At 74.1% G+C, this 12341-nt stretch carries 11 protein-coding genes; 6 read left to right on the forward strand and 5 right to left on the reverse strand.

Annotated elements, in window-relative coordinates:
- Positions 1-10: 10 nt before the first annotated feature.
- The 3 genes from BUB17_RS17190 to BUB17_RS17200 are packed head-to-tail and all read left to right on the forward strand — an operon-like array spanning position 11 to position 2104.
- Positions 11-637, forward strand: a complete 627-nt coding sequence (locus tag BUB17_RS17190; protein WP_072919914.1) for a hypothetical protein — start codon at positions 11-13, stop codon at positions 635-637.
- A gap of 34 nt (positions 638-671) precedes the next feature.
- Positions 672-1808 (forward strand): M14 family metallopeptidase, encoded by a 1137-nt coding sequence (locus tag BUB17_RS17195; RefSeq protein WP_072919915.1) that lies wholly within the window; start codon positions 672-674, stop codon positions 1806-1808.
- A gap of 41 nt (positions 1809-1849) precedes the next feature.
- Entirely contained in the window at positions 1850-2104 is a 255-nt protein-coding gene (locus tag BUB17_RS17200) for a hypothetical protein (RefSeq protein WP_072919916.1), read from the forward strand.
- A 20-nt stretch (positions 2105-2124) separates the two neighbouring features.
- Here the strand turns inward: BUB17_RS17200 and BUB17_RS17205 are convergent, their stop codons facing one another.
- A complete protein-coding gene (locus BUB17_RS17205; RefSeq protein ID WP_072919917.1) occupies positions 2125-3225 on the reverse strand; it encodes a ferritin-like domain-containing protein in 1101 nt (366 codons plus the stop codon).
- A complete protein-coding gene (locus BUB17_RS17210) occupies positions 3225-5201 on the reverse strand; it encodes a hypothetical protein (protein WP_072919918.1) in 1977 nt (658 codons plus the stop codon). Before BUB17_RS17210 ends, BUB17_RS17205 begins: the two co-directional genes overlap by 1 nt.
- Positions 5202-5572: 371 nt before the next feature.
- On the opposite strand from BUB17_RS17210, the gene BUB17_RS17215 reads away from it, so the two are divergent.
- Positions 5573-6358 carry a TVP38/TMEM64 family protein gene (locus BUB17_RS17215; protein ID WP_175561396.1) on the forward strand — a complete coding sequence of 262 codons (786 nt, stop codon included), beginning with the start codon at positions 5573-5575 and terminating at the stop codon, positions 6356-6358.
- A 63-nt stretch (positions 6359-6421) separates the two neighbouring features.
- Here the strand turns inward: BUB17_RS17215 and BUB17_RS17220 are convergent, their stop codons facing one another.
- Entirely contained in the window at positions 6422-7801 is a 1380-nt protein-coding gene (locus tag BUB17_RS17220) for a gluzincin family metallopeptidase (protein ID WP_072919920.1), read from the reverse strand.
- A gap of 123 nt (positions 7802-7924) precedes the next feature.
- The gene (locus BUB17_RS17225; protein ID WP_072919921.1) at positions 7925-9130 is read right to left on the reverse strand and encodes a hypothetical protein; all 1206 of its coding nucleotides are present in this window, start codon (positions 9128-9130) and stop codon (positions 7925-7927) included.
- A gap of 344 nt (positions 9131-9474) precedes the next feature.
- On the opposite strand from BUB17_RS17225, the gene BUB17_RS17230 reads away from it, so the two are divergent.
- Together BUB17_RS17230 and BUB17_RS17235 are read left to right on the forward strand one after the other, a co-directional pair.
- Positions 9475-9678 carry a hypothetical protein gene (locus BUB17_RS17230; RefSeq protein WP_072919922.1) on the forward strand — a complete coding sequence of 68 codons (204 nt, stop codon included), beginning with the start codon at positions 9475-9477 and terminating at the stop codon, positions 9676-9678.
- A gap of 201 nt (positions 9679-9879) precedes the next feature.
- On the forward strand, positions 9880-10560 hold the full coding sequence (locus BUB17_RS17235) for an AfsR/SARP family transcriptional regulator (RefSeq protein ID WP_175561397.1): 681 nt from the start codon (positions 9880-9882) through the stop codon (positions 10558-10560).
- Between the two features lie 60 nt (positions 10561-10620).
- Here BUB17_RS17235 and BUB17_RS17240 read toward each other — a convergent pair whose 3' ends face one another.
- Positions 10621-11730, reverse strand: a complete 1110-nt coding sequence (locus BUB17_RS17240; RefSeq protein WP_072919924.1) for an endonuclease/exonuclease/phosphatase family protein — start codon at positions 11728-11730, stop codon at positions 10621-10623.
- Between the last annotated feature and the right edge of the window lie 611 nt (positions 11731-12341).

The following is a 12341-nucleotide window of genomic DNA, read 5'->3' on the forward strand; positions in this document are numbered from 1 at the left end:
CCGGGACGGCATGGCCTACCGAGCCGGCGAGCTGCGGATCGACGACCCCGAGGCCGGAGAGCTGCGGGTGGCGGGCGACGGCTACGCCGCGGCCGGTGAGGTGGTGACCCTGCTGGTCAGCCCGGACGTCCACCTCCTCCTCGGGATGTCCGAGGAGGAGGTGACCCGGGCGGCGCAGATCGAGCGGCGCTTCCGCGAGGCCCTCAGGCAGCTGTACGCGGGAGGCGAGTGGCGCCCTCCGCACGCCGACCCTGCCGCCCGGTCGGCGCGGCAGGAGGTCGAGCGCGAGGCCGGACGACTGCTCGGGGGCGAGCGCGCCGCCCGTCTGCGCCGACTGTCGTGGCGGGTCAGGGGTGGCGACGCGCTCCTGGACGAGGACGTGGCCGACGTCCTGCACCTCACGGCGGAGCAGCGCAGACTGCTGGCGACGGTGGCCGAGGACAACGAGCGGGAGTACGCCCGCGTGCTGGCCGAGGCCGGCGCGGTGCGGGGCCGCGGGGCGCAGCGCAGCGGCGACTCGTCCGGGCTCCAGGGCCGTGCGAGGGACGCGGACGACGCCGGGTCCGCACGGCTCCTGGAGCTGCTCACCCCGGAGCAGCGGGAGCGCTTCACGCAACTGCAGGGAGACGCCGGATGAGGACCGGCGTCCGTCTTCTCGTACGGAGGATCCGATGGCGAGTCTGATCGCGAGGGTCACGTCCACGAGCACCAGGGCTCCGCTCGCCCGCCTGCTCACGAGCCCCCTCGGGCTGGACGTGTGGGAGGTGGGGGCGGACCACCTGGTCCTGCAGGCGGACGAGGCCCAGGCCGGCCGGCTGCAGGCCATGGGCTACGACGTCGAGCAGCTGCGGATGACCGAGCAGTACCTGTCGGCCTTCGCGACCGACGCGGCCGGGTACCACACCGTGGCGACCCTGGAGCAGGACCTGCGCCGTCTCGCCGAGGAGCACCCGGAGATCGCCGAGCTGCACGAGATCGGCCGCAGCGTCGAGGACCGGCCGCTGTGGGCGCTGCGCATCGGTGAGCGCCGCGGCAGCACCCGCAAGGTCGCGTTCCTCGGCTGCCACCACGCCCGGGAGTGGATCTCCGTGGAGGTCCCGTACCTGCTGGCCGAGCACCTGCTGCAGAACTCCTCGTCCGAGCCGGTGCAGGGCTGGCTGCAGCAGGGCGAGGTCTGGGTGGCTCCGATGGTGAACCCCGACGGGCACGAGTACACGCGTACCGAGAACCGGCTGTGGCGGAAGAACCGGCGCCGGAACCGGGACGGCAGCATCGGCGTCGACCCCAACCGGAACTACGGCTACATGTGGGGCACGCTGGACGTGAACACCTCCAGCCACGTCCCCGCCGACGAGACGTACGTGGGCCCACGCGCCTTCTCCGAGCCGGAGGTGCGCGCGGTGCGCGACCTCGTCGCCCGGCAGCTGTTCGGCGGCGTCCTCACGTACCACAGCTACTCCCAGCTGCTCCTCTACCCGTGGGGCTACACCTCCGAGCCCATCGAGGACGAGGCCGACCTGGGGGAGATGCGGGAGCTCGCGGAGGAGATGCACCAGTTGATCAAGGGCGTGCACGGGACGACGTACACCCCGCAGCCGTCCTCGCAGCTGTACCCCACGGCGGGCGACACCGCCGACTGGACCTACGGCGAGTACGACGCCCCGTCGCTCACCGTGGAGCTGCGCCCGGCGTCCGCGCTCGACGGTGGGTTCGTCCTGCCGCCGGACCAGATCCAGCCCTGCTGGGAGGAGAACCGTCCCGCCGCGCTGCACTTCATCGACCACGTCCTCGGCGGGCCGGCGCGCTGACACCCGGCGGGGACGGGGGGAGCGAGCGGAGGGAGGTCGACGTGCCCGGGAGCGAGCAGACGTGGGTAGCGCGGATCACGCCCGCGGCCGGGCACAGCGTCGCGACCCTGCTCGGTCTGTCCCTCGGCCTCGACGTCTGGGAACGCCAGGCCGACGCCCTCGTGGTCGCCGCGCCCGAGAGCCGGCTCGTCGAACTGGAGCGGCGGCGGCTCGCCTCCGTCGAGCGCTGGGGTACGCCGACGGACTACCGGGCCCGGCGGCGCGACCGGTCGGCGGACGCGCCGGACGACTCCTGAGCTCGCCGCCTCCGCGACGGTCACCGCTCGGCCGGCGTCACGGCAGGTCCGCCGAGGACCGGAGCGTGGCCCTGCGTCGTCCGGAGGGCGGGGCAGTACCGGAAGCACAGGCCGGTGGGGCGGCCGTCGGCGTCCGGTGTGGCCAGGGCGTCCTGGGCCAGCAGCCGCAGCTCGAACATCAGGCCGAGGGCGGGCCGCAGGCCTGCGCGTGCACCGTCGAAGGTCAGCTGCAGGGCCTGCAGCAGCCTGGTGTAGCAGTCGGTGAACCGCTCGGCGACGAACCGCGACCTGCTCCCGGGCGGGTGGGTCTCGAGGCGGGGGTCCGGCGGCATCGGCCACACGCCGTCCGGGTCGAACGGGACCGCTGCGCCCGTGTACGAGAAGCCCTGCGGCACCGACGGGTCCGTCACCAGCCGCCGCCCGTGCACGAGTTCCGCGAAGCGGTAGTAGTGGGCCGGCTCGCCCTCCCGGTCGAGCGGGCTGCTGCTCGTGCCCTCGCCCTCCTCGGCGACCAGCTCCAGGGCGGTGACGGCGGTGGCCACGTCGCGGATGGGGAACAGCTGGTCCGGCGGGAACCAGTCGCGGTCGACGACCTGGCGCGTGGGGTCGCCGACGAACGCGGCGTCGCCCAGCTCCGTCAGCTTGTCGCGCAGCGCTGCGTAGAACTCCCCGATCGTGGCGAACTCCGGGTCTGCTGCGCGGTCGGCCGACCCGCCAGGGAGGTGCAGCGGCAGCTCCGGCTCCTCGATGCGCATGAACACGTCGCGGACCAGCTCCCGCGAGTAGGGGGCCAGGCCCACCACGACGGAGTGCCCGACGTTCATCGGCAGCACCGTCGGGTAGTCGGGGACGAAGCCGGGTGCCGCGATCCGAGGCCGGCCCCCGAGAGCCACCAGCAGGTTCGCGGCGATGGTCAGGTGCAGCATCTCCTCGACGGCCACGCCCCGGACGGCCGCCGCGATCCCCTCGTTCGTCCCCGGCCGGAGCGTGTAGTACGCCGTGAGGTAGGGCGGGACGGTCGAGTGCTCGAGCTCGATCGCCAGCTGGACGAAGCGGTGCAGGTCCACCCGGCCCGCGGCATCGCGCACACCGGAGACCAGCGTCCTGTCGACGGCGAGCATCAGTCGTCCCTCCCGGCTGCCCGGAGCAGCTGCTCGAGGGCCTGTGGCAGGGCCACGGCCTTCCCGCCGATCTCGTCGACGTCCCCGGCGCCGCGCCCGTCGTCGGGCGGGGCGGCGGCGGAGTCCGATGCCGCCCGCGGTGCGGGTGCGGCGGGGGCCGCGGCGCTCGGGCGCGGACCGTGCCGGAGGCGGCGCTCGCCGTACCCGTTGCGGTCGCGCAGCCAGGTCAGCAGCATCTCCCGGCGGGCGTCGGACAGCTCCCTGGTGACGGGCATGTGGTTCGGGTCGTCGAGCGGCCGGGAGAAGGCCAGGTCGATGATCGCGGCGTGCTCGCGGACGGCGTCGTAGTCCCCGAGGTCGACCAGCCGCCGGCTCATGATCGGGTAGAGGTCCCCGTACTGGACGAGCACCGGCCGGACGTCGTCGACCCAGGTGGGGAGTGCCGGTGCCGCGTAGGCCTCCCGGACGTGCAGGACGACGACGTCGAAGCGGTGCTGCTGCTCGCGGGCCTGCCCGTCGAGGGAGTAGGCGATCACGTACACCTGACCGTCCAGGTACCCCCGGGGACGTCCCGGGTCGTGCACCGTGAGCGGCAGTTCGGCGCGACCGTCGTCGTCGGTGGCGAGCGAGGGTGGCAGCTCGACGGCCTCCTGCGGGACGCCGATGTCGGGGATCGGCGCCGCCGGTGGGTCCGGGTCGTCGCGTGGACCGCCGCCCAGGCCCGACATGCGCGGTTCCAGCCGCGTCCGGATGGTCGCGGCGGTCAGCGGCCGGCCCCACCGGGCGGCGCAGAACCGGACCGTCGCAGCGACCGCCCCGTCGCTGCGGGCGTCGACGCGGAGGACCACGTCGTCGGCCCGTGCGAGCAGCCCGCCGGCCGTCTCCCGGAGGAGGACCTGCGCCTCGTTCCCGACCGGGCGCACCAGCGCCAGCGGGCGGTCGGCGGCGAGCGCGGCGGCCGGTTCGTCGAGGGCCAGGTCCACGATGCCCGCGGTGCGCGACAGCCAGCCGGGGGAGCTGTGGTCGATCCGTCCCAGCACCAGCAGGTCCCCGAGGGGCACGACGTCGCCCTCGCGCACGCCGGGGGCACCGTCGGGCCGGTCCGGGGTCCGCAGCACCGCGAGGGCGAGCGGGCCGATGGCGGCCGTGGTGCCGACGGGGTCGGTGATCGGCAGGGCGTTGCCGAGGTCGAGGCTGACCAGCCCTGCCTCGGGATCGACCACGGCGTCGGCGAACGTGAGGTTCGCAGCGGTGACGCCGTTCGCCGCCGGTGCCAGCCGCCGGCCGAGGACGAACCGGTGGGGCTCCCCGCGGCGTGCGGGACCCAGGGCGCCCACCACCCGGCCGAGGGTGAACCGCGGGTCCCGCGGGTTGGTGGAGTAGCCGAACGTGGTCAGCCGGACGGCGAGCGTGCCGTCGTCGGAGGCGGCGAGCAGGTCGTCGAGGAACGGGGACCGTCCCGGCGGCAGGTGCGACCGCACGGCCGTCAGGCGGGAGGTGTAGACGGCCGAGGCGGCCTGCCCGTTGGGGGTGGCCGGGGACTGGCGGCCGAAGTGGATGTCGCGGAAGGGCGCCGGCTCGAAGGTGCCCTCGAGGACCGTGCCGCCCCGGGCGTCGGCGAGCCGGATCGTCAGGCCCCAGATCTCCGACGCCATCTGCCACTGGGGGTCGAGGTCGACGAGCTTGCCGCTGACGGAGGACGACGAGCCGCTGACGGAGCAGGTGGCGACCGGGTCCTCGTCCCCCGGAGAGGCGGGGCGGCGGGAGGCGACGGAGCGGACGGCGCACCCGATCAGCCGGAAGGCCCCGCTGCCCGACGGGTTCCACCAGCCGTTCCGCGTGGCACCGGACGCCGGCTGCTGGAAGCGGGGCTCGAACGTCGCGGTGTCGTAGTGGCGGACGTCGTTGTTCACCGTGGAGACGTCGGCCTGGAAGTCGCCCGAGAAGACGAGGCGGGGCAGGTGGAGGGCGCTCATCGCGGTGGCCGGGGAACGGTTCCGCCCAGGCGGGGCTCGCGGACCGCGACCCGCGCCGGCGGACGGAGGACGTCGGCCCCGGCGCCTGCGGGAGTGGCCCGCCCCGGGCCCTCGAGCGCCACGTACACGATCCCCACGACCTCCTCCATGACGCGGACGCCGACCTCCTCGTCCCTCTCGGCAGGCGACCGGCGGCGGCGTCCGGAGCGTGGGCCTCCGCCCGCACGACCGTCGTGGCGGAGGACTTCGGGAAACCGTGCGCCCCCGTGGCCGGGGCCCTGCGCCGCACGCTAGGGGGACGCCGTCACCCGTGCGTCACGGTTCCGTCATCCGCGCCGCGGGACCGTCCCGTCGGGTGCACCATGCCCGGCGTGAGGCTCCGCCGAGCTCTGCCGCTCCGGCTTCCCCGGGTACCCGGGGCCGAGCGGGACCCGTCCGCGGTCACCGGCCCGGCCACGGGGCCCGACGCGATGGCCCGGCGCCCCAGGGGCGGCTACCTGCTGGTCACGGCCGTCCTGGTGGGCGCCGCGCTGCTCCTGTTCGGCCTCGCGGAGTGGGCGGCGTTCCCGGTCCTCACCGATCCCGTCCCCGGGATGCGCCGGGCAGGCGCGTGGGGAGCCCTGGTCGGCGTGGGCTTGCTGACCGGCGACGTCCTGCTGCCCGTTCCGTCCAGCCTGGTGATGATCGCGCACGGCGCGCTCTTCGGCGTCCTCCCGGGGGCGGTGCTGTCGATGCTGGGAGGGGCGGGTGCCACTCTGGTGGGCTTCGTGCTGGGCCGGCGGGGTCGCGGTGTGGTGGCGCGGGTGACCACGTCGTCGCAACGTCGGCGCGCCGATCGCCTGCTCACCCGGTGGGGCGTGCTCGCTGTGGTGGTCTCCCGCCCCGTCCCCGTCCTCGCCGAGGCCGTCGCCGTCCTGGCCGGCACCTCGTCGATGCGCTGGTACGTGGCGACGGGCGCCGGCGTCCTGGGTTCCGTCGCGCCCGCCTTCCTGTACGCGGTTGCCGGGGCGAGCGGTGGCGGCGCAGTGGGGGCGCTGCTGCTGCTCGGGCTCGTCGCCGGGCTCGCCCTCGCCGTCCGGGCCGTGCTCGCCCTGACGCGATCCCCGGTGTGGCGGCGCCCGGGCCGCCCTCGGGGGCCGGAGGATCTGCGGTCGTGAGGCGTCGGCTCCTCCCGGTGTCCTCCGCTCGGCGCCCGCGTTCCGACCCGTCCTCGGCCGTCCTCAGGTCCCGGCCGGCCCGGTCGTCGCGGCGACGCGCCGGTGTCCGTCCGCGGAGGGCTGGTCGGCGACGTGGTCGACGAGGAGCACGCGGGTCGGGGAGTCGGTCGCCTGCTGGGTCCGCAGGCCGCAGTCCACCAGGCTGTGCGGGCGCAGCAGCAAGGAGTCCGGCACGGGCGCGATCTCCCGCCATGCGAAGCAGTCCCTGATGATCGGCTGGTTCGCGCCGCCGGTGATCCGGCGATCCGCGCGGACGAGGCCGCGCAGGACGTCGTGGTAGGTGAGGAAGTCCGGCGAGAGGTCGCCCCAGGTGACCGCCAGGAGCGTCCCCAGGTAGTCGCGAGCCAGCAGGAGCGCGGCCTTGAACTCCTCCGCGTGACCCTCGTAGGCGGCGGAGAAGCGCCGCGCGATGTCCTCCAGGTCCACGGAGCTCCCCGGCAGGTTGTTCGAGTCCTCCCGGAGCTGCTGGTCGATCAGGCCGACCCGCACCAGCTCCTGCTGGAAGACCTCCACCATGGTGTCGAAGAGCGCGCCGGTGAGGGGCAGCGAGCGGTCGTGCGGTTCCTCGCCGACGTCGGACATGCGCCGGGAGTTGAAGGCCACCCGGATCTCCCGGCTGTCGGAGAGCTCGCCCACCCGGTCCAGCCCGTTGATGGTGAGCAGGTTGCCCCTGGTCTCGTCCAGGAGGTGGTCGACGAAGGAGTCGAAGTGCAGCAGGGCGATGATCGCGGTCAGGTCGCCGCCGGACTCGTGCAGGCCGCCGTAGTCGATGCCGCGATCATCGGGGCTGGAGGGCGTCCCGACCTCGGTGAAGACGATGCTGTGCCCGAGCTCGTGGGCGAGGACGTCGAAGTTCTCGCAGTAGGGGAGGTCGTGGTCGATGGCTCCGTTGGGGCGTCGTCCGAACCCGAACTCGAGGAACCCGTAACCGGACTGCGCGTTGTCCCACTCGATCAGCGGGATCAGCTCCAGCCGGGCGAAGTCGGACTCGAAGTGCCAGTCGATGCGGTGGCCGAAGTAGTCCTCCCACAGGTCCAGGACACGGCGGACCGTCGCGTACATCGTCGCGGCGGAGAACGCGCGCGTGCCGGGCACGAGGTGCGTGAAGTGCCCGTCCTCGCCGGGTGTCACGGGGGGATGGGCCGGTCCCCGGTAGGGCGGCCGGTTGAACTGGCCGTAGCGGGTCTTCCCGATGGCGTCGACGACGAACACGCGGTCGTCGGCGGGGCCGGCCCGGACCTCGCCCGGGGGCACCGAGACGGTCACCGTCTCGGGTGCGGGGAACAGCGGGCTGCCGTCCCTCTTCCTCAGGAACCGTGGCTGGGGGAAGAGCAGGAAGCTGGTACCGGTCTCGGCGAGTCGCCTGTCGAGCTCGACGGACATGGGGCCCTCCTCGGGCGATCGGAGTGGTGCGAGGCGCCGAGGATGTCCGCCGGCCGCCACCGTGCCGTCAACGGCACGTCACGACGCCGCGCAGCACGCTGCCGGCCGGTGCCGTGGGCGACCTCACTCCGGGGACGACGTCCTCGCCTCCCCCCGCGCAGTGGCGTGGTGGTCGGGCCCGCCACTGCGCACGCGGTCCAGGACGGTGTGCGCCTGCTGGTCCACCAGGCGGGTGAACAGCTGCTGGCCGTACCCGAACACCAGCGCCCACGCGAGGATCTGCGCGGAGGAGTCCAGGGCGGTCAACCCCGGGATGAACTGGCCGCGCATGAGCAGCAACCCCAGCACCGCCGTCAGCGCCCCGGTGGGCAGCTTCAGCAACGCCAGCGCGACGGGGAGGCCGTGCGGTTCGGAGGACCCGTGGATGCCGCGGATCGCCGCAGCAGCCGCCACCGCCGCGGCGGCCAGCCCGACCACCTCGACGACGAGGATGTCCGCCCGGGAGACGGTGCCGCGGACGAGCTCGTCGACGTCCGGCGGCGTCCCGTCCGCGGCGGCCGGGGCGCGTGACTCGCCCGTGGGACAGACGACCTCGGTCTGCTGGCCCTGTTGCGGCTCGAAGCACAGCGGGATGGCGGTCCGGGCGACGAAGCCGACCACGGCCAGCGCGATGACGAGCAGCGTCAGGAGGACGGTCGTGACGAGCAGGACGTTCCGGAAGCTGCGGATCTGCAGCTGCCGGCGCAGCGCGACCGAGCTGGCCGCGCGGTAGGCCGTCGCGATCGTCGGGCGCTCCCGCTCGACGAGGTCGTTGACGTCCCTCACGGTCGGCGTCGTCGTCTCGTCCGGCAGCGGCCGGGACGAGTCGGCGATCCCCACCTGCCGGGCGATGTGCTCCAGGTGACGCCGCCGGACGTCCGTGGGCGCCAGGTGCCGCTCCACGTCGTTGAGCACCCCGGGGAGCCGGCCCAGGACGTAGTCGGCCGGGGCGACGTCGAGCAGCAGGGCCTCGGCCGCGTCCAGGTTGCTCATCGCGCGTTCGAGGAGCGCCTGGTCCCGGAGCCGGAGCCGCGGTGCGAGCGCGGTCTCCTCCGCCGCCCGGAGGTGGATCCCGACGGCCGCGAAGAGCACGTCCGACCCGTCGTGCGCCGTGGTCCGCCGGAGCCAGGTGCACAGCGACTCGAGTTCCTTGGCGCGGGTCCACGTCCCCTCGCGCCAGGCGGGGTGGACCGGTCCGCGAGCGCGCGTGGCTCCCGACCCGGCGGAGGGCTCATGCCGGTCGTCCGGGCCGACCGCGTCGGGGTGTCCGCGGTCGTCGACTCCCCGCACTCCACGGTCTCCGGTCTCCACCGGTGCCCGACCCGGGCGGCTGACAGCTGCGTCTTCCACCCCGACCTCCACCCCGGCCGTGCCGGACCGCTCGACTCCCCGGCCGTGCCGGACCGCTCGTCCGGCCCTGGGGACGATGCGGCCCCGCTGTCACGGGTGCGTCACCGGCCGGTACCGCCACTCGGACAGCCCGGGCGCCGTCGACGTCGCGACGGTCCGGTGACGGGGACCCGTCAGCCTCGCGACATGGCCGGACACCGAGCACTCGCCTCGCAGCGACACGGCTTCGTCGAGCCGACCCCGGACGTCTGGCTCTGCCATGTCCGGCCCTCCGAGGAGGGGACGTGTCCGAGGTGACGGCTCCCGAGGAGGTGCGGACGGGCGCCTGCGTGGTCCGCGCCGAGACCGATGGCTGCACGGGTCTGCGGATCACCGTGACCGCGCGCCTGGACGTCGAGGACGCGACCGGCGACCGCAGGACCGTCACGACGAGCGTGGCGACGGCGGTCGCGTCCGTCCGCGAGTTCCTCCAGGCGTTCGCCCGGTGAGCGTGAGCGTCGACCTCGCTCGTGATGTGACGAATCGGTGACGGGTGCCCCCCTACGGTCTTCGCGCCCGATCGCGAGGGGGAGGCCATGACAGCTCAGTTGGTGTCGAGATCTGAGACCGTCCCGGGTCCGTCCGTGGCGCGGCCGGTGCTGCACCTGTTCGGGGGTCCCTATGTCCGTGTCGACGGGTGTCGCCGGGAGGTGCCCGAGGGCAGCAAGCGGTTGCTCGCATTCATCGCTCTGCGGCGCCAGCGGGTGGAGCGGCGACACGCGGCCGGCCTGCTGTGGCCCGGGGGCAGCGACGAGCGGGCGGCCGGCAACCTGCGTTCGGCGCTGTGGCGGTTGCGCGGGGCCGACATCGACCTGCTCGCGGTCGACAAGTGCTCGCTGCGCCTGCGCGACGACGTGGCCGTCGACGCCGAACTCGTCGGCGCCTGGGCTGCGCGGCTCATCAGCGGGACCATGCACCCCGACGAGCTGGTGATCATGCAGACGTGGGCGGAGGCGCTCGACCTGCTCCCGGGCTGGTACGACGACTGGGTCCTCCTCGAGCGGGAGCGGCTCAGGCAGCGCGTCCTCCATGCACTGGAGGCGCTGAGCCGGCACCTGATCGCTGCCGGCCGGATCGCCGAGGCGGTCGAAGCGGCGATGATGGCCGTGGGGGTCGAGCCGCTGAGGGAGAGCGCTCAACGCGCACTGGTCACGGCTCATCTCGCTGAAGGCAACCGGGTGGAGGCACGCCGCTGCTTGACGACCTACCGGGGGATCCTCCGGCGTGAACTCGGAGCCGAGCCGGCGGCCGCCCTGACCGCGCTGGTGCACCACGGGCCGACCGGGCCACGGGAGTGGCCGGTGGAGTCCCGTGAGGTGGCCGTCAGCTGACCGTGCGACCGGATGACGATGGCGCCACGGCGCGAGAGGTGGCGCCAGGGACCTGCGGGCCTACACGTCGACGTCCGCCCAGATGACGGCGTGGTCTGAGGCGGCCTGGTGGGGGCCGGACATGTCCGGGTAGTGCTCCCACAGCGTGCCGTTCTTCCCGCCCCAGACTCCCTTGCGGTAGATGCCGCCGCCGGAGGCCGCGGCGAAGAGGGCGGGGGAGAGGAGCACGTAGTCGATCTTGCTGCCCTTGGTGCCGTTGCGGAACGTCCCCGGCCGCCCGTCGCTGGTGAACCGGGGGCTCTCCGTGATGTCCCGCAGGTCGGTGTCGGCCAGGAGCGGGCGGAGAGGCTCCGAGTCCGGGGTGTCGTTGAAGTCCCCGATGACGGCCACGTGGTCCTCTCCGGCGGCGCGGGCGGCCTCGTAGATCTGGGCCACCCGGACGGCCTGGCGTCGGCGCCTGGCGTCGTTGGCGCGCTGGCTGCCGAAGCCCTTGCTCTTCAGGTGGTTGATCAGCAGCAGCACACGGGACCCCTGGGGGCCCTCGATGAGGTACTCCGGGCAGTCCCGGCTGAAGACCGTGCCCTCGTCGTCGGTGTCGTCGACGTGCGACACCATCGAGGTGATCGCGTGGCCCTCCTTCAGCAACACCCCGACGTCGATACCGCGGAAGTCGTTCCCGTCGATGACCATCGCGTGCCCATACGCGGGGGCCTGGACCGCGGGCAGCAGGACCTCGGAAAAGGCCTTGAGGGTCGGCCGGTCCTCGACCTCCACGGTTCCCAGGACGTCGGGTGCGAGGTCGCTGATGACCTGACCGGTGTGACGGGTGGAGAGCTCGTCCACCGGCCCCCTCGTGAGCTCCACCCAGCCCACCCAGTCGGCGCGGCCCGAGGCCGTGATCTCGACCTGCCCGTCGGGATGGCGCGTGAGCAGACGGCCGCGGTTCTGCCGCAGGACGGCGAGGGGCCCGGCATCCGAGGAGGACAGGCCGAGCGCATCGAGGAGGTCGACGATCTCGGCCTTGTCGTCGTCGGAGTACTCCGGTCGGCCCAGCACCGCGTTCAGGCGGGCCTGGTGCTCGAGGGCCGGCCGGCCGGCCTCCCAGTTGGCCGGGTCCAGTGCGCGGGCGCGCTGGAAGAGGTTCTCCACGTTGAACGATGCGATGCGCACGGCCGGCCTCCGTCCGACGTCGGCACCGGGACCTCCGCCGGCGCCGGGCTCAGCTGGGCGACAGCGGCCAGGGTCCGCCGCACCCGTCACCGCCGTGTCACGCCGCCGGCGTGCTGCAGCCGGCGGGTGGGTCCGGGCCGGGGTCGTCAGGTGCGCCCGGTGTGCCGCAGCTGGGCCCGGCCGTGACGGAGGAGTGACAGTGCCGTCCCTACCGTTCGCGGCAGCAGTCCTCGTCCGGGAGGTCGACCGTGACGTACGGATCCGAACCGGCCTACGGCGGCACACCGACCCCGCCGCCGTCCCGTGCTCCTCGCTCCGCCCTGTGGGGTGCCGTGCTCGCCCTCGTGGCGCTCGTCCTGATCCTGTTCGGGGTGTACTCGTGCAACGGCGGGGGGCCCACACCGCCGGCGGCGTCGTCCGGACCGGTTCCGCCGACGGTTAGCGGCCCCGTCACCACGGCGCCGTACTCCGATCCGGGCAGCAGCCCGGTCACGAGCACGGCGCCCGACAGCAGCGCTCCCGCCACGGCTCCCACTCCCAGCGTCTCGGGCGTCCCCGCGCCGTCGCCTCCGGTCGTGGTCCCGACAGCCGTGGAGGCCGGTTCCGGAGGC

It is taken from the genome of Geodermatophilus obscurus (assembly GCF_900143215.1).
Lineage (GTDB): Bacteria > Actinomycetota > Actinomycetes > Mycobacteriales > Geodermatophilaceae > Geodermatophilus > Geodermatophilus obscurus_A.

Excerpts from the sequence above, each read along its gene's own strand:
- BUB17_RS17195 (WP_072919915.1), top strand. The coding sequence starts at position 672 with ATGGCGAGTCTGATCGCGAGGGTCACGTCCACGAGCACCAGGGCTCCG.
- BUB17_RS17190 (WP_072919914.1), top strand. The coding sequence starts at position 11 with ATGGCCTACCGAGCCGGCGAGCTGCGGATCGACGACCCCGAGGCCGGA.
- BUB17_RS17205 (WP_072919917.1), bottom strand. The coding sequence starts at position 3,225 with ATGCTCGCCGTCGACAGGACGCTGGTCTCCGGTGTGCGCGATGCCGCG.
- BUB17_RS17220 (WP_072919920.1), bottom strand. The coding sequence starts at position 7,801 with ATGTCCGTCGAGCTCGACAGGCGACTCGCCGAGACCGGTACCAGCTTC.
- BUB17_RS17210 (WP_072919918.1), bottom strand. The coding sequence starts at position 5,201 with ATGAGCGCCCTCCACCTGCCCCGCCTCGTCTTCTCGGGCGACTTCCAG.